Source organism: Zoogloea oleivorans (assembly GCF_008107625.1).
GTDB lineage: Bacteria > Pseudomonadota > Gammaproteobacteria > Burkholderiales > Rhodocyclaceae > Zoogloea > Zoogloea oleivorans.
Map to the genome: position 1 here is coordinate 6,469 of NZ_SDKK01000032.1, position 14,916 is coordinate 21,384.

At 65.9% G+C, this 14,916-nt stretch carries 19 protein-coding genes; 4 read left to right on the plus strand and 15 right to left on the minus strand.

Features of this window, described 5'->3' with window-relative positions:
- Positions 1–85: 85 nt before the first annotated feature.
- From ETQ85_RS22670 to ETQ85_RS27120, 13 genes are all read right to left on the minus strand, one after another.
- Positions 86–511: a GPW/gp25 family protein gene (locus ETQ85_RS22670; protein ID WP_148581326.1), complete on the minus strand. Its 426-nt coding sequence runs from the start codon at positions 509–511 to the stop codon at positions 86–88.
- A gap of 7 nt (positions 512–518) precedes the next feature.
- The gene (locus ETQ85_RS22675; protein WP_148581327.1) at positions 519–791 is read right to left on the minus strand and encodes a PAAR domain-containing protein; all 273 of its coding nucleotides are present in this window, start codon (positions 789–791) and stop codon (positions 519–521) included.
- A 15-nt stretch (positions 792–806) separates the two neighbouring features.
- Complete coding sequence (gene vgrG, locus ETQ85_RS22680) at positions 807–2,519, minus strand: type VI secretion system tip protein VgrG (protein ID WP_246128871.1); 1,713 nt, start codon at positions 2,517–2,519, stop codon at positions 807–809.
- Positions 2,520–2,571: 52 nt separating this feature from the next.
- Positions 2,572–3,240, minus strand: a complete 669-nt coding sequence (locus ETQ85_RS22685; RefSeq protein ID WP_148581328.1) for a CIS tube protein — start codon at positions 3,238–3,240, stop codon at positions 2,572–2,574.
- Positions 3,237–3,398: a DUF5908 family protein gene (locus tag ETQ85_RS26380; RefSeq protein ID WP_187394823.1), complete on the minus strand. Its 162-nt coding sequence runs from the start codon at positions 3,396–3,398 to the stop codon at positions 3,237–3,239. The genes ETQ85_RS22685 and ETQ85_RS26380 overlap by 4 nt, the downstream gene beginning before the upstream one ends.
- A 13-nt stretch (positions 3,399–3,411) precedes the next feature.
- Positions 3,412–3,855 (minus strand): phage tail protein, encoded by a 444-nt coding sequence (locus tag ETQ85_RS22690; protein WP_148581329.1) that lies wholly within the window; start codon positions 3,853–3,855, stop codon positions 3,412–3,414.
- 17 nt (positions 3,856–3,872) lie between these two features.
- Complete coding sequence (locus ETQ85_RS22695) at positions 3,873–4,307, minus strand: phage tail protein (protein ID WP_148581330.1); 435 nt, start codon at positions 4,305–4,307, stop codon at positions 3,873–3,875.
- 71 nt (positions 4,308–4,378) lie between these two features.
- Positions 4,379–6,334, minus strand: coding sequence for a phage tail sheath family protein (locus ETQ85_RS27315; protein ID WP_148581331.1), 1,956 nt, complete (start codon positions 6,332–6,334; stop codon positions 4,379–4,381).
- A 15-nt stretch (positions 6,335–6,349) separates the two neighbouring features.
- Positions 6,350–7,360, minus strand: coding sequence for a hypothetical protein (locus ETQ85_RS27320; RefSeq protein WP_148581332.1), 1,011 nt, complete (start codon positions 7,358–7,360; stop codon positions 6,350–6,352).
- Positions 7,357–7,926, minus strand: coding sequence for a Pvc16 family protein (locus ETQ85_RS22710; protein WP_148581333.1), 570 nt, complete (start codon positions 7,924–7,926; stop codon positions 7,357–7,359). The genes ETQ85_RS27320 and ETQ85_RS22710 overlap by 4 nt, the downstream gene beginning before the upstream one ends.
- 175 nt (positions 7,927–8,101) lie before the next feature.
- On the minus strand, positions 8,102–8,656 hold the full coding sequence (ruvC, locus tag ETQ85_RS22715; protein WP_148581334.1) for a crossover junction endodeoxyribonuclease RuvC: 555 nt from the start codon (positions 8,654–8,656) through the stop codon (positions 8,102–8,104).
- A gap of 7 nt (positions 8,657–8,663) precedes the next feature.
- A complete protein-coding gene (locus ETQ85_RS22720) occupies positions 8,664–9,521 on the minus strand; it encodes a DMT family transporter (protein WP_246128872.1) in 858 nt (285 codons plus the stop codon).
- A gap of 10 nt (positions 9,522–9,531) precedes the next feature.
- On the minus strand, positions 9,532–9,765 hold the full coding sequence (locus ETQ85_RS27120; protein ID WP_246128873.1) for a hypothetical protein: 234 nt from the start codon (positions 9,763–9,765) through the stop codon (positions 9,532–9,534).
- 122 nt (positions 9,766–9,887) lie between these two features.
- Between ETQ85_RS27120 and ETQ85_RS22725 the strand changes: the two genes are divergently transcribed.
- Both ETQ85_RS22725 and ETQ85_RS22730 read left to right on the plus strand, forming a co-directional pair.
- Complete coding sequence (locus ETQ85_RS22725; protein ID WP_148581336.1) at positions 9,888–10,367, plus strand: EVE domain-containing protein; 480 nt, start codon at positions 9,888–9,890, stop codon at positions 10,365–10,367.
- Positions 10,368–10,371: 4 nt separating this feature from the next.
- Positions 10,372–11,181, plus strand: a complete 810-nt coding sequence (locus ETQ85_RS22730) for a sulfite exporter TauE/SafE family protein (protein ID WP_148581337.1) — start codon at positions 10,372–10,374, stop codon at positions 11,179–11,181.
- 3 nt (positions 11,182–11,184) lie between these two features.
- Here the strand turns inward: ETQ85_RS22730 and ETQ85_RS22735 are convergent, their stop codons facing one another.
- Complete coding sequence (locus ETQ85_RS22735; RefSeq protein ID WP_148581338.1) at positions 11,185–11,646, minus strand: bacteriohemerythrin; 462 nt, start codon at positions 11,644–11,646, stop codon at positions 11,185–11,187.
- 181 nt (positions 11,647–11,827) lie between these two features.
- Complete coding sequence (locus ETQ85_RS22740) at positions 11,828–12,610, minus strand: enoyl-CoA hydratase/isomerase family protein (protein WP_148581339.1); 783 nt, start codon at positions 12,608–12,610, stop codon at positions 11,828–11,830.
- Positions 12,611–12,848: 238 nt separating this feature from the next.
- Between ETQ85_RS22740 and ETQ85_RS22745 the strand changes: the two genes are divergently transcribed.
- Both ETQ85_RS22745 and ETQ85_RS22750 read left to right on the plus strand, forming a co-directional pair.
- The gene (locus ETQ85_RS22745) at positions 12,849–13,184 is read left to right on the plus strand and encodes a DUF485 domain-containing protein (RefSeq protein WP_148581340.1); all 336 of its coding nucleotides are present in this window, start codon (positions 12,849–12,851) and stop codon (positions 13,182–13,184) included.
- Positions 13,184–14,848, plus strand: coding sequence for a cation acetate symporter (locus ETQ85_RS22750; RefSeq protein ID WP_148581341.1), 1,665 nt, complete (start codon positions 13,184–13,186; stop codon positions 14,846–14,848). Before ETQ85_RS22745 ends, ETQ85_RS22750 begins: the two co-directional genes overlap by 1 nt.
- Positions 14,849–14,916: the final 68 nt, after the last annotated feature.

A 14,916-nucleotide genomic window follows, 5' to 3' on the forward strand; every position in this document is an offset into this window, starting at 1 on the left:
GGTCGAGGTGCGGATTGCGGCGGTCGGCCTGGCGGGTGCCGGCGGCGGCGATGAGGGCGGCGAGGATGTCTTGCCGGGCCATGGTTTATCCCCGGTGGGCGGCGCGGGCGGCCTCGGTGGCTTCGCCCTGGTAGAAGGGAAAGACCAGGTTGAAGCGCGAGTTGGTGCTGCGCACCAGGTAGTCGAGGCGGATCGTCAGCACGCCTTCATTGAGGCGGCTGTCGTCGATGTCGAGGGCCTGCAGGCGGATGCGCGGCTCGTACACCAGCACGGTGGTGAGGATGCGGTCTTTGAGCACGCTGCGCAGGGTGGTGCTGACGGGTTCGAACATCAGCTCGTGCATGTCGAGCCCGTACTTGGGCTGCAGAAAGCGCTCACCCGGCGCGGTGCCGAAGAGGATGCGCAGGCTGGCCTGGATGTCGGCTTCGTCTTCGGTCATGCGCACGCCGCCGCTGGCAAAGCTGGGCGGAAAGGACCAGCCGCGGCCGAGGAAGGAGGGGGCGTCGCTCATGGCTGCATCATCCGATCAGTACGGTGGGCTCGCCGACGGCCGGGCTGGCGCCGCAGGCGCAGCTGTCGCCGACGCGCAGGGCCGGCACGCCGCCGATCAGTACAGTGGCGCTGCCCATGATGAAGGGCGTGACCGGCGGATGAGGCGGCGGGATCACGCAGGAATGCATGTCGCCGAGCACGGCGGCGGGCATGCCGCCGATGAGAACGGTGGGCACGCCAGGGCCGACGATGGTGCCGCCATGGACGCTCAGATCGGAAACGCGGGCTGCGCTGGGCATGCTGTCATCCTTCGCTCAGTTGATCTGCACCAGTGAACCCTTCACCTTGGCGATGGCCGGGGTGCTGAGTTCGGCGCCGGCGCTGCCTTCGAGTTTGAGCGCCGCGCCGGCCTTGATGTCGAGCCCGGCGCTGGTCTTGATCTCGCCGCTGCTGCCGATGTCGAGCTTGGTTTCGGTGCTGGTCTTGATGTGGAGGGCGGCGCCGCTTTCGATGGTGATGCCGGCGCTGTCGAGCTTGATGCTGTTGCCGTTCTTGTCTTTGAGCAGCACCGAGCCCTGGTCGTCGTCGAAGACCAGTTGCTGCTCGGCCGGGGTGGTGATGGTCAGGATCACCTTGTCGTCGTCGATGTGCAGCTTGATGCCGCTGCGGCTGACGAAGACCTTCTCGTGGTTGTCGTTGCTGGGCGTCAGCGTAGCCGGGTGGGCGCTGCTGTGGAGCATGCCGAGAATGACCGGGGCCCGCGGGTCGTCGTCGAAGAAGCCGACCACCACTTCGTCGCTGATCTCGGGGCGGATCATTACGCCCCGGTTGTTGCCGGCGTCGGCGCTGGCGACCCGTGCCCACACGCCGTCGCCGGCCGGGTCTACCAGCGGCAGGCGCACGCGCACACGGAATTCGTTGTCCGGGTCCTCGTTGTCGGTGACCACGCCGATCTGCAGGCCGTGGGCGGGGGCCAGCAGGCTGGTGGTGCGGCGAGCTTCGAGGCGTTCGCGGCGGGCCGGGTCTTCGGGCACACCGCCAAACTGCAGGTGGGTGCGCCAGCCCTGGCTGGGGTCCATCTCGTGGCGCACGGCGGTGAGCAGCACCTTGCCGTTGAAACGCTCGCCGACGCCGGCCAGCTCGATCACGTCACCGGGCAGTACCTGGCCGAGGCCGACGCACATGGCCCGCCCACTCACCTTGTCGAGGCGGGCGCGGGCGAAGCGGGCATCGGCGGTGGCGGTGGCTTCGCCGTCGGGGATCATCACGTGGCGCAGCTCGAGGGCATCGACGCCCATGGCCGAGGCGAGATCGTCCGGCGTGAGGTTGCCCGGGCCGCTGAAGGCGGGCGGGCTGGCGTCGAGGGTATGCACGGCCTGGTCGGCGGCGCTCCAGGTGAGGGTCTTGACGGCCTGGGTCTGCTCACGGGCGTCGATCTCGGCGTCGAATTCGAGCAGCGTGGCGCCGAACTGCAGCGTGGCGACCGGCGACGCCGAGGCATCCGGCAGGCGGGTTTCGATGTCGGCGCCACGGGTGAAGACGAGCTGGCCGTTGGCCTGGGCGCGGGTGACGAGAAAGTCCCAGTCTGTGCAGTCGTACTGGACCAGGTGCTTGTGGCTGAAACTGGTGCTGGCGATGGTGGCATTGAGGCCGGCGTCGGAACACAGCTGGCTCATCACGTCGCTGTCGGTCTTGTCGAAATAGGTGGCGCCGTGGCGCTTGAGGCTCATTTTGGTAGCCGCGTGGCGGCATTCGATGAGCAGTTGCGGCGGGGCGCCTTCGCGCACCTTGAGGCGCTGGCGCACCACCAGGCCCTTGAAAAGCAGGTCCGGGCTGGCTGCGCCGGCAAGGATCTCGACCTCGGCGCCGGGCACGAAGAGCGCATCGTTGCTGAGCAGGAAGTTACTGCTGGCGGCGTCGCCGTCGCGCCAGGCCAGCCGCGCGGTGGCGATGTGGTTGGCGGTGCTGAGCACGCTGACCGACATGAGCTGGTGGGTGCGCGGCACGGGGCTGCCGTTCACCTTCACGGTGAACTCCCGTTGTTCGGCATCGATGGGGAGCGTGCGCGGGGCGTTGATTTCATTTCTCCAGCGGCGGGAACACGACGCGTGTGCCCGGCGGCAGGTGCCGGAAGCCGTCGAGGCCGTTGGCCCGGGCCACCTTGGGCGCGTAGTGGGGGTCGCCGTAGATCGCCGTGCACAGGGCGGCGAGGGTTTCGCCGGCATGCACGATGCGCACGTGGGTGAGGTCGGGGGACGAATCCTGGGCCAGCGCCACCCGGGTCTGGTCGTCGGAGGTGTCGGTGAACACGGCGGTGATGACCGCCCGCAGGGGCACGCCGCTGGGCTTGAAGAGCTTGTAGACGATGGATGCGCTCTTGAGCACGCAGCGCTTCACCTGGATGCGCCCCCACATCACCTTGAGGTAGTTGGGGCGGTGGATGTCACCGTTGTAGCCGGTGACGGTCTGGAAGGATTCGACCTTCTGCTGCACGTCGAGGGGCCGGCCGTTGGCGCCGGTGCCGTCGAGGAAGAAGACCAGGGTCAGATCGCCCGGCTTGACCTTCTTGAAGTCCATGCGGCTGCCGGTGCTGCCGGCGCCCTGGCCGCTGTCGTACTCCATCTCCCAGGCGAGGGTGATCTCGGCCGGATTGACGTAGGCCTCGAAGGTGTCGATGGGCGCGCCGCTGTAGTCCGGGGCCTTGAAGGCCTGGATCTTGAGGCGTTCGAGTTCGCCACGTTCGCTCATGGCTCACGCTCCTGGCGCAGGATTTCGAGCACCTGGGCGACGCACTCGGCGATCAGGGCCTGCTTGTCGGCTTCCGGTGCCGGCGCGCTGGCCGCACCACCGGCCGCGGCGTTGCCGACTTCGACCGAGATGACGACTTCATCGACGATGATGGGCATGCGGGGCTCCGGGTTACGACTTGTCCACGGTGAAGTACTGGTAAGCCAGCTGCAGGGTCTCGACCACGTAGGCGTTGCTGCTGGCACTCAGGTCGCTCACCGCCCACTTCACCGGGTAGGCGCCGATCAGGTGCCAGGTCATCAGCGGTTCGTGCTTTTCGTTGAGCAGCTTCACGTCCACGTTCTTGGGGTGGATGTCGAGGTTCTCGATGCAGTCGCGGGTCCAGTCCCAGATCGCCGAGCTTTTCAGCAGGCCGCGCTTGAGCACCAGATCGGGGTACTTGGCCCGCTGGGGGTAGCGCTGGATGAAGCGGTTCTCGCCGCCTTCCGGCACTTCCTCGGCGGCCAGCTCGAAGGACAGCCCGCCCACGTCGGTAAAGCGGACGTCGTCATCGAGCGCGCGCGCGAGGCCGAGGACTTCCACCTTGAAGTGAAATCCGACGGGCGGGGTGTACATGACCGGGCCTCAGCGGCTCACTCGTTCTGCAACTCGAGCCCTTCGTGGGCCAGTTCGATGGACTCGATGGCCACCTCGTTGCCGCTGGCCTTGAGCTGCGGCCCCTCGACCTTGACCGGGAAGGCGTTGTGGATCTTCCATACCATCACCGGCTCGTGGCTTTCGTTGAGCAGGCTGATGGTCAGGTCGCGGCGCTCGACGGTGTTGAGCTTGATGGTGGCGAGCCACTTGAAGAAGTCGTTGTCCGACTTGACGATGCCGCGCTTGAGGGTGACGTTGCTGAACTTGCGCAGCCCCGGCATCTTGATCGATGAATACTCGGGGAAGGAGCCGTCGCGGTACTCGATGGCCTGGTTTTCCTGAGTCAGGCCGGTGACCTCGGAAAAGCCGATGCGGGAGCCGCCCCACTGGACGGTGAAGTGGAAGACGGGCAGGGGATACTGGGCAGGCATGTCGATTCCTTTCGGTGTCTGGAAGCGGGCGGGCCGGGGCTACGGGCGTAGCGGCACGGCCCGGCGACGGGTCAGGATGTCTGCAGCTTGTGATAGAACTTGAGGATGATGAATTCGGCCGGGCGAACCACTGCCATGCCGATTTCCACATACATGCGGCCTTCCAGAATGTCCTGGCTGCTCATGGTGGTGCCCAGCCCGCAGCGCACGAAGAAGGCGTCCTTGGTGGTCGAGCCGGCCAGCGCGCCTTCGCGCCACTTTTGGGTCAGGTAGCTTTCGATCATCCCGCGCACCTTGACCCAGGTGTTGGCGTCGTTGGGCTCGAAGACCGCCCAGTAGGTGGATTTCTTGACCGATTCTTCGACCATGTTGAAGAAGCGCCGCACCGAGATGTAGCGCCATTCGTTGTCGTTGCCGGCCAGGGTGCGGGCGCCCCACACGAGGGTGCCCTTGCCGACGAAGGCGCGGATCGCATTGACCGACTTGCCGGCAGTGGCGTCCACGTTGAGGTTGTCGGTGTCGTCGCTGTCCAGCGCGTAGGTGGGGCCGATGACGCCGGTCAGGCTGACGTTGGCGGGGGATTTCCAGACGCCGCGCTGGCCGTCGACCAGTGCGTAGATGCCGGCGATGGCGCCGGACGGCGGGCAGGCGGTGAGGGTGCTGTTCACGCCGCGCACGATGTCGCGGTAGGTGCCGAAGCTTTCCAGCAGGTTGGCTTCGGCGTTGCTCTGGTAGGCCAGCGCGGCGGCGTCGATGTTGGCGAGGGCCGAGGACAGGCTGCCGAAAGCGCGTTGGATGGCCGCCAGCGCGGCGCCGAGGCGGGCCGCGTCGTCGGCGCCGCTGATGGCGGTGGTCGAGGCGGTGGGGGCGTCGTCGGTGAACAGGGTGTCCCAGTCGGCCAGCGCAAGGACGCCGACGGCCGGGTATTGCAGCGCGTAGGCGGCATCCAGCTTGCCGTCGAGTTCGCGTTCGACGGCGATCAGCCCGGACAGGGCGGGCAGGAAGGTGTTGGTGACGGCCCGCCCCACGTCGGCCCGCAGGCTGGGGTGGGTGAAGGCGCCGGCGCCGGCGGCCATGCCATCCACCAGTGGGGCGATCTCGTAGACGAAGGCGAACAGGGTCTGCAGGTGGGCCGCGTCGGGGCTGCCCTGGTAGGCCAGCACGGCGGTGCCGTAGGCGTCGGAAACCGGGGTGCCGGCGGCGCCGCTGACGGTGGCCCGGCGGGCCGGCAGGCCGGCAATGTCGGCCTGGGCCTGGTCGAGGCGCTGGATGAGGGTAATGATCGCCGCGTCGCCGGTGAGGGAGGCCAGGGTGACGGCGACGCCGCCCTTCCTCAGCTTGCCCTTGAGGTCGGCGTAACCGACGTTCTTGGGATAGTTGAGCTTGAGCCACGGGGCGTAGGCGGCGCCGTACTTGAGGCTGTTGATGCCGACCCGGTCGCGCATTTCGCCGACTACGGTGGTGTGGGCGGTCTTGTCGGTGGCCAGCCGGGTGTCGAGCACGGCCACCCGGTCGCCGAGCTTGCCGCACTGGTTGAGGGCGGCCATCTGCACGGCGGCGAGTTCGTCAGCGGTCAGGCCGGCGGCGTCGGGAAAGAGCAGGATGGTGGGTTCATCGACGGTGGCGACGCGCTTCAGGCCGGCGATCAACTGGTCCTTGTCGGTGCTGTCGCCGTGCTTGCCGACCGAGGTGATCCAGGCCTTGCCGCCGCCGTTGTCGAAGAACAGGCGCAGGCTGTCGTAGAGGTACTTGGTGTTGGTGGCGGCCAGCGCGGCGCTCTGGAAGCGGTTACCGGCGTCGAGGGCCACGCTGTCGAGCTGCAGCGCCGGGGCGCCGCCGAAGAGGTTCTCGAATTCGAGCAGCGAGGTGATGCGCGTCGGGACGTTTTTCAGGTCGCCGTCGATGATGCGGCTGGCTTTGGCGGTGTAGCCGACGAAGGCCGGTACGGCGGTTTCCACTTCCGCGACCGAAGGCGGAAACACCGAAATTTCTTCGACATACACGTCGGGCGTGCGGTAAGTGGGCATGGTCGATTCGCTCCTCTAAGGCTTACTCAGGTGGACGATGAACTGGGCGTCACTGCGTTCGGCGCCGGGTTGCGGCAGGTTGCCGATGAGCACCTCGCCGTTGCGGTGCAGTTCGAACCCGTGCGGCCCCCGGGCGCGCCGGGCGATGGGGGTGGTGGCTTCGAAGAGCACGATTTTTCGGGTGCCGCCGGCGTCGAGCAGGGCTGGGGCCAGGCGGTCGGCGGCAAAGGGCGGCAACTGGCGGGTGAAGGCGACGGGCGTGCGGGCGTCGCTGGCGGCGCCCTTGTCGAGCACCTGGATGCTGTCGAAATCCGCATCGCTGGCCGGTTTGACGACCACGTAGTAGCGCAACCGGTCGCTGCGGGCGCTGAAGTGGAGGGTGAAGGCGCAGCCCGTGGCGACGTGGTCGGCGCTGGCGGTGAGGCTGAGCAGGCCCCACACCGGTGTGGCGGCGAGGGTCGGTTCGATGAGGAGGTGACGGGGGGCGTTGAGCCCACCGGCGGCCGCTTCGCTGACGACAATTTCGCCGGGCTCGCTGGCGCCGCGAAAGGTCCATGAAGCGTCGGTGGCCCGGAGTTGGGCGCTGGTCAGCGGCGTGCCTGCCGGGGTGGCGATGTGCAGATCGAGGGGGCGGGCGGCGAGGCGCGGTGTGATCTGCGGTTGCGGGCCGCACAGTTCGACGCCGCGCGGGGCCGCGTCGAGGGCGTCGGGGCTGGCGGCGTTGGCGAATAGCGGCGTTTCGCCGGCGGCGAGGGCGAAGGGCGCGGTGTATTGGGTGAAGCAGCCGTCCCGCGGGGCGAGGCCGAAGAGCAGGCGGCGACCGGTGCATTCGCCGAGGGGCTCGCCATCGCTGTCGACACCGATCAGCACGTGCAGCACGCCGTCCCGCTCGCGGACCAGCGCACGCATGCCGGCCAGCGCGTCGCGGGTCGCCGCCGGCACGATGAAGGCCAGATCGTCGCAGGCACCACCGCGGAAGTCGTGGCGCACGGCAACGGTCCACAGGGTGCGGTAGGCACTGATCATCGCTGGCCTGTCCGGGTGTGGATTTCGCGCACCGGTGCACCGGTGCCGGAGGGCTCCTGATCCTGCAGGAAGAGCATGCGCACCCGATACACCACCGACGGCAGGTGCTTGGCGCCCAGGCAGGCCCACATCTGGTTGGCCTGCTCGGGGCCGTAATTGATCAGTTCCAGTGCCAGGCGGTCGACGCCGGCCGGCATGCCGGGGTGCTCGGCGGGGGTGAACAGCGGGTGCGACTGGAAGAAGGTGAGCAGCAGGGAAAGCAGGCGCAGGCCTTCGGTGTAGGTGGTGAAGCTGGCCGAGAAGAGGATGACGAGGTTGATCGCCAAGGGCGGCGGGAGCGCCACGTTGTGGCCGTTCACCAGGACTTGCTGGGGGATCTGGGTGCGGGCGTGGCGCTCTTCCTCGATCTGGAAGAGGGTCAGGCGCAGTGTATTTTGAGTGGCCACCCAGCTGCCCTTGTCATCCACCAGCGGCCCCAGCTCGATTTTGCCAAAGTCCGAGTCGAGGCGTCGTTGCAGATAGGCGTTGGCCTCGTCCGCCAAAAACTTGAGCGAAACGTCAATCATCAAGCTCCCCCTGCGTTTCGGTCACGGGGGATGAATCCCGCCTATGCCGAAAGCAATTTAAGCTTAGGCGCCGGTCGTGGGAGAGGCGATTAAAAACGCAATGCGTTTTGCGTCTTGAGGAGAGTTTCCTGCTATGAAGGAGGTCGTTTCACCCGGATGATTTGCCAGGATGCGCCTACAGGCTCAGGCGTCCGCCGCGCTTGCGCGTGCCAATGCCGGCCATGGCGGCCAGCCCGGTGCTGCCGTGGGCATGACAGATGGCGCAGGCGAGGGCGTCGGCGGCGTCCGACGAGGGGCTGCCTTCGAGCAGCAGGAGGCGCTGGACCATGTGGCTGACCTGCTCCTTGGCGGCCTTGCCGTGGCCGACCACGGCCTGCTTGACCTGCAGCGCGGTGTATTCGGCCACCGGCAGGTCGTGCGAGACGGCGCCGCAGATCGCTGCTCCGCGGGCCTGGCCGAGAAGCAGGGTGGATTGCGGGTTGACGTTCACGAAGACGATTTCCACCGCCACCTGGTCGGGCTTGTAGGTGGCGATGACTTCGCGCACCCCGTCGAGGATGATTTTGAGGCGTTGCGGCAGGCTGCCCTCGCCGGTCTTGATGCAGCCGCTGGCCACGTAGCGCAACTGGCTGCCGAGAGTGTCGATGAGGCCGAAACCGGTATTGCGCAGGCCTGGGTCGATGCCGAGGATGCGCGTGGCGACGGTGCTGGAGGCGGCGTTGAGTTTCATGGGCAGCTCACTTGCGGGCCAGCCATACGCCGAACACGGTGATGCCCATGCCGACCAGCGCCAGGCCGGTGAGGGTTTCGCCGAAGGCCGCCCAGGCGATGAGGGCGGTGGTGGGCGGGGTGAGGTAGAACAGGCTCGCCACATTCACCGCGCTGCCGCCACGGATCAGCAGGTTGAGCAGGCTGATCGCCCCGACCGACAGCACCAGCACCAGCCACAGCAGGGCAAAGACGAACTGGCCGGTCCATTCGATGACCATCGTTTCGGTTTGCGCGGCGACGAGGGCGCTGAGGGCGAGGGTGGGCAGGAACTGGATCACCGAGCCGGTGCGCAGATCGAAGGCCGGGCAGAAGCGTTTCTGGTACAGGGTGCCGAGGGTGATGCCGAGCAGGGCCACGATGGCCGGGGTGAGCATGGCCGTGAGTTCCGGCGTGCTTGCCGCCGCGGCCACCTTGTGGGCCACCACCAGCCCGACGCCGCCAAAACCCAGCACCAGTCCGGCCCACTGGCGCGGCAAGACCCGCTCGCCCAGGATGGCACCGGCGCCCAGCGCGGTAAGCAGCGGCTGCAAACCGACCACCAGCGCCGTGATGCCGGCCGGCAAGCCGTGGCGAATGGCGGTGAACACCCCACCCAGGTAAACCGCGTGCACCAGCAGCCCGGTGACGCCAATGTGCAGCCACTGGCGCGGCTCCCGCGGCCACGGTGCGCGGGTGACCAGGGCGACGAGGCCCATCAGGCCGATCACCAGCACGTAGCGGCTGCACAAAAAGGTCAGCGGCTCGGCGTAGGGCAGGCCGAACTTGGCACCGATGAAGCCGGTGCTCCACAGCAGTACGAAGAGAAAAGGGTAGAAACGGCTCACTGCGCGGGCTTTACTGGGGGCGATGCTTGCTGCGGTAGATGCGGGTGGCGACGGAAACGACGATCTGTACGTCCTGTGGGGGAATCGCCGGCAACTGCTCGCGTATGACGCGGTAGGCGAGGTGTTCGAGGGTCTGGCCGTTCCAGGCGTTGGCCGGATCGAAGAAGGGCTCGATGAGCACATAGGCCTGGTCCACCAGCTCGCGGAGGCTGAGATTCTTGCGGCGTTCGGGGGGCGTGCTCATGGACGTGCTCCTGGTTTGCAGATCGGAATGGCGGGCGGCTGGCCGGGGCACGGCCGCCGCGGCGGATAATACCCCACCCCCCTCGCCGGACGGCTTCTGGCGGAGCAACGAAAGGAATCCCCATGCGCTACTGGCTGATGAAATCCGAACCTGCCGATGTGTCCATCGACGATCTGGCGGCCTTGCCAAACCAGACAGTGCCCTGGTACGGCGTGCGCAATTATCAGGCGCGAAATTTCATGCGTGACGGCATGCAGGTGGGGGACGGGGTGCTGTTCTACCATTCCGGCTGCGCCGAGCCGGGTATTGCCGGCATTGCCCGGGTGGCCAGCACGGCTTACCCGGATGCGACCCAGTTCGATCCGGCGAGCTGCTACTTCGATGCCAAGGCCACGCCCGAGAGCCCGCGCTGGCTGCACGTGGACGTGCAGTTCGTGAGGAAGACGCGCCTTGTGGGTTTGCCCGAGTTGCGCAGCCAGCCGGAACTGGAGAACATGCGCGTCCTTGCCCGCGGCAACCGGCTTTCCATCACTCCGGTGGAACCGGCCGAGTGGCGCTTTATCGTTGGGCAACTGCTCGGCGCGACCGATCTGGTGAATTGATCCGATGAGTATCGAATGGCTGGTGGCCTATCTGGCCCTGGGGGCCTTTGTGGGCTTTTTTGCAGGACTGCTCGGCGTTGGCGGTGGCGGCATCATGGTGCCGATGCTGGCCACCCTGTTTGCGGCCCAGGGTTTTCCGCACGAGCATCTGGTGCATCTGGCGCTGGGCACCTCGATGGCGGCCATCGTGATGACCTCCATCTCCAGTTTGCGCGCCCATCACAAGCACGGCGCGGTGCGCTGGGACATCGTCAAGGGCGTCGCGCCCGGCGTGCTGGCGGGCACCTTCGGCGGCACCTTCATTGCGTCCCGGGTGCCGACCACGCCGCTGGCCATCTTCTTTGCCTGCTTCATGGCCTACGTGTCGATCCAGATGATCCTCAACGTGAAGCCCAAGCCGTCCCGCGAGCTGCCTGGTCCGGCCGGGCTGGCGGGGGTTGGCGCCGGCATCGGGGTGATTTCGGCGCTGGTGGCGATCGGTGGTGGCTCGCTGTCGGTGCCTTTCATGACCTGGTGCAACGTGAAGATGCAGAACGCCATCGGCACCTCGGCCGCCATCGGCCTGCCGATTGCGCTGGCCGGAGCGCTGGGCTACCTGATCAACGGCTGGGGGACCGCCGGCCTGCCCGAATGGACGGTCGGCTTCGTGTACGTGCCGGCGCTGGTGCTGGTGAGTGTGGTGTCCACCTTCACCGCCCCGGTCGGCGCCCGTCTGGCTCACAAGCTGCCGGTGGCGGTGCTGAAGAAGATCTTCGCTGCGGTGCTGATCCTGCTGTCGCTGAAGATGCTGCACACAGTGCTGGGCGCTGCGTGAATTTCAGGTGAAGAAGCGGCGGAGGGCACGACCAAGCCAGCCGCCTTCCTGCTTTTCTTCCACCAGCGCCTTCATCTTGGGGCGAACGGTGGCCACGTAGGCGTGGTCGTCGTGGCGGATGTGACTGAACAGCCAGCGGTGGAGCAGCGAGTGCAGTTCGTGGGAAATGTCCTCCCCGCGCTGCAGGCGTTCCTGGAAACCGGATACCCGGCGGACGAAGAGTTCGTGCACCTTCTTGTGGCCGCGGACGAATTCGTAGCCGGCGTCCTCCAGCAGGCACTCCTCGAATGCGAAATGGGATAGGGAGTATTCCACCAGGTCGTCTACCACGCTGACGATGGCTGCGCGGTCTGTGTGTTGTCGGGCGTCATCGAGCCGATTGATGAAATCCATGATCTGCTTGTGCTGATTGTCGATCTCGCCGATGCCGGTATCCAGGTCGGCGGACCAGGTCAGGTATGCCATACGTGCCTCGTGTCGTGTGCCACCTGCAGAGAGAAAAGGCCGCCAGCTGCCCGGTGTGGGGCGCGGCGGCCTGGGGCAGGTCGCGTGGGGAGGGAAGCGAATCGCACCTCTTTGGGTGCTGGCGGCATATGTTAAAAGATTGTGACCGCTTTGTCCCCCTGTTATGCCCTGAAATGGTGCATCAGCGGCCTTTGAAAACCGGGGTGCGTTTGGTGAAGAAGGCGTCCAGCCCTTCCTTGTAGTCTTCGGTGGCGAGGAAGTCGAAAGCCTCGCGCTTTTCCTGACTACTGAGGGGCTGGCCGTTCATCAGGCGATGCACCCATTGTTTGTGCCAGCGCGCCACCAGGGGGGCGCCCTTGAGGATGCGGGCGGCGGTGGCGAGGGCTTCCTTTTCTACTTCCTCGTCGTCCACCACGCGGGTCAGGAGGCCCTTGGCGAGGGCTTCCCGGGCGGACAGGATGCGTCCTTCGAGCAGGATTTCGAGCAGCACAGCCGGGCCGACGAGGCCGAGCAGACCGGCCATTTCCCCCGGATACATCGAAAACCCCAGCTTGTTGATCGGCGCGCCGAAGCGGCTCGATTCGCCGGCGATGCGCAGATCGCAGCAGCCGGCGATCTCCAGCCCGCCCCCGACGCAGGCGCCCTGGATCATCGCCACGGTGGGTACCGGACAGGCGCGCACCGCGTCGAGCGCAGCGGCCACCAGTTCCTCGTGATAGTGCAGGGCGTCATCCACAGTGGCGCGTACGGTAAGAAACTCCTCGATGTCGCCTCCCGCCGCGAAGGCCTTGTCGCCGGCGCCGCGCAGGACCACGCAGCGTATGTCTGGGTTGGCGTTGATGGCGCTCATGCGTGCCTGGAGGCCGCGCCACATGCCGGCATCGACGGCATTGAGCTTGTCCGGATTGGAGAGGGTCAGGGTGGCAATGCCATCGTCCTGAGCGAAAAGGATCTCACCGTGCATGGGGCTGTTCCGTCTTGGCTGGTGGTGTGGCGGGTTGGGAATTGTGCGCCGCAAAAAACTCACCGTACGTTATAGTATGGAGTCTTCTATATGTTATATCATCCGTCCGGGCGTCGTAATGGCGCGGCCTCGCCCTGCCGGAAGCGTTAACCATAAAAACAGTTTTACCGATCGCCACATCAAAAAACCAACAGGCAGATCGCGCCAAATCCACAGACTTTCTCTAGGGAGGGAAATCATGTCGAGTACTTCTTCTCAGCGTGCGGTTTATGCACGCATACGGAACAACCCCCGTTTCACCGAACTGGTGGCCAAGCGTCAAGGCTTTGCAACCGTGTTGTCGATCATCGTCCTGACGATTTTCTACGGTTTCTTCATGGTTGTGGCGTTCAACCCGAAACTGATTGGCCAGCGCCTCTCAGAAAGCTCCTACGTCACCGTGGGGATCGCTGCCGAGCTGTTCATGTTCGTCTTCTTCTGGCTGCTCACCGCCTTTTACGTCAAGCGCGCCAATGGCGAGTTTGACGCAATGACCACCGACATCATCCGTGACGCCGCCAAGGAGGTGAAGTAATGCTTGCCCGTCTGAACCTCGCGCTGCTGGCGCTTCTGACTCCGGCCTTGTCCTTCGCCGGTGATGCGATTTCCGCCACCGAGAAGCAGCCCCTCAACCTCGCCGCCATCGGCATGTTCGTGGTCTTCGTGTCGATGACCCTGGGCATCACCTACTGGGCTGCCGGCCGCACCAAGTCGACCGCCGACTTCTACACGGCCGGCGGCGGTATCACCGGCTTCCAGAACGGTCTGGCGATCGCCGGCGACTACATGTCGGCCGCCACCCTGCTGGGTCTGACCGCGCTGGTCTACACCAAGGGCGTCGATGGCTACATCTACATGATTGCCTTCTTCGCCGGCTGGCCCATCATCCTGTTCCTGATGGCCGAACGCCTGCGCAACCTGGGCAAGTTCACCTTCGCCGACATCACCTCCTACCGCCTCAACCAGAACCGGGTGCGCACGATGGCGGCGGTGTCTTCGCTGACCGTGGTGTGTTTCTACCTGGTGGCGCAGATGGTTGGTGCCGGTCAGCTGATCAAGCTGCTGTTCGGTCTCGACTACAACATCGCCCTGTTCGTGGTTGGTGCGCTGATGATGGTGTACGTCACCTTTGGCGGCATGGTTGCCACCACCTGGGTGCAGATCATCAAGGCCTGCATGCTGCTGGTGGGCGGCACGCTGGTGGCGATCCTGGCCATGTCCCAGTTCGACTTCAGTTTCGACAAGATGATGGGGCAGGCAGTTTCGCTGCACAGTCTGGGTGAGAAGCTGCTGTTCCCGGGCACCCTGCTGCCGGATCCGATCACCGCGCTGTCGCTGGGCCTTGGCCTGATGTTCGGTACGGCTGGCCTGCCGCACATCCTGATGCGCTTCTTCACGGTGACCAACGCCAAGGAAGCCCGCAAGTCGGTGCTTTACGCATCCGGTTTCGTGGCCTACTTCTTTAACGTGATCCTGCTGATGGGCTTCGCTGCCATCATCATCGTCGGCCAGAACCCCGAGTTCTTCGAAGGTGGTCAGGTTGGCGGCAAGATCATCGGCGGTGGCAACATGATCGCCATGCATCTGGCCAAGGCTGTGGGCGGCAACCTGCTGCTCGGCTTCCTGTCGGCGGTGGCTTTTGCGACCATCCTGGCTGTGGTGTCCGGTCTGGCGCTGGCCGGTGCGGCGGCCATCTCCCACGACATCTATGCCCGCGTGATCCGCAAGGGTCAGTCGACCGAGACCGAAGAGCTGCGCGTGTCGCGTTTTGCTTCCGTGGGCCTGGGCCTCGTGGCCATCGTTCTCGGCATCGCCTTCGAGAAGATGAACGTGGCGTTCATGGTGGCCCTGGCCTTCGGTATCGCTGCTTCCGCCAACTTCCCGGTGCTGATCCTGTCCATGTACTGGAAGGGTCTGACCACTCGTGGCGCCATTGTCGGCGGCTATTCGGGTCTGGTTGCTGCCGTGCTGCTGGTGGTGCTCTCCAAGTCCGTGTGGGTGACTGTGCTGGGTAACGCCCAGGCGATCTTCCCGTACGACCAGCCGGCCCTGTTCTCCATGCCGCTGGCCTTCCTGCTGACCTACATCTTCTCGAAGCTGGACAACAGCGCCGAGGGGAATGCCGAGCGCGCCATGTTCGACGATCAGTACGTGCGTGCCCAGACCGGTTTTGGTGCTGCTGAAGCCAGCTCCCACTAATCCTGGAGGCGCCCGAAAGGGCGCGTGGCTGGAATAAAAAACCCCCCGACCGGGCACTGGTCGGGGGG

Coding starts and splice junctions, on each gene's coding strand:
- ETQ85_RS22670 (WP_148581326.1), bottom strand. CDS start 511: ATGAGCGACGCCCCCTCCTTCCTCGGCCGCGGCTGGTCCTTTCCGCCC.
- ETQ85_RS22675 (WP_148581327.1), bottom strand. CDS start 791: ATGCCCAGCGCAGCCCGCGTTTCCGATCTGAGCGTCCATGGCGGCACC.
- ETQ85_RS22685 (WP_148581328.1), bottom strand. CDS start 3,240: ATGAGCGAACGTGGCGAACTCGAACGCCTCAAGATCCAGGCCTTCAAG.
- ETQ85_RS26380 (WP_187394823.1), bottom strand. CDS start 3,398: ATGCCCATCATCGTCGATGAAGTCGTCATCTCGGTCGAAGTCGGCAAC.
- ETQ85_RS22690 (WP_148581329.1), bottom strand. CDS start 3,855: ATGTACACCCCGCCCGTCGGATTTCACTTCAAGGTGGAAGTCCTCGGC.
- ETQ85_RS22695 (WP_148581330.1), bottom strand. CDS start 4,307: ATGCCTGCCCAGTATCCCCTGCCCGTCTTCCACTTCACCGTCCAGTGG.
- ETQ85_RS27315 (WP_148581331.1), bottom strand. CDS start 6,334: ATGCCCACTTACCGCACGCCCGACGTGTATGTCGAAGAAATTTCGGTG.
- ETQ85_RS27320 (WP_148581332.1), bottom strand. CDS start 7,360: ATGATCAGTGCCTACCGCACCCTGTGGACCGTTGCCGTGCGCCACGAC.
- ETQ85_RS22710 (WP_148581333.1), bottom strand. CDS start 7,926: ATGATTGACGTTTCGCTCAAGTTTTTGGCGGACGAGGCCAACGCCTAT.
- ruvC (WP_148581334.1), bottom strand. CDS start 8,656: ATGAAACTCAACGCCGCCTCCAGCACCGTCGCCACGCGCATCCTCGGC.
- ETQ85_RS27120 (WP_246128873.1), bottom strand. CDS start 9,765: ATGAGCACGCCCCCCGAACGCCGCAAGAATCTCAGCCTCCGCGAGCTG.
- ETQ85_RS22725 (WP_148581336.1), top strand. CDS start 9,888: ATGCGCTACTGGCTGATGAAATCCGAACCTGCCGATGTGTCCATCGAC.
- ETQ85_RS22730 (WP_148581337.1), top strand. CDS start 10,372: ATGAGTATCGAATGGCTGGTGGCCTATCTGGCCCTGGGGGCCTTTGTG.
- ETQ85_RS22735 (WP_148581338.1), bottom strand. CDS start 11,646: ATGGCATACCTGACCTGGTCCGCCGACCTGGATACCGGCATCGGCGAG.
- ETQ85_RS22740 (WP_148581339.1), bottom strand. CDS start 12,610: ATGCACGGTGAGATCCTTTTCGCTCAGGACGATGGCATTGCCACCCTG.
- ETQ85_RS22745 (WP_148581340.1), top strand. CDS start 12,849: ATGTCGAGTACTTCTTCTCAGCGTGCGGTTTATGCACGCATACGGAAC.
- ETQ85_RS22750 (WP_148581341.1), top strand. CDS start 13,184: ATGCTTGCCCGTCTGAACCTCGCGCTGCTGGCGCTTCTGACTCCGGCC.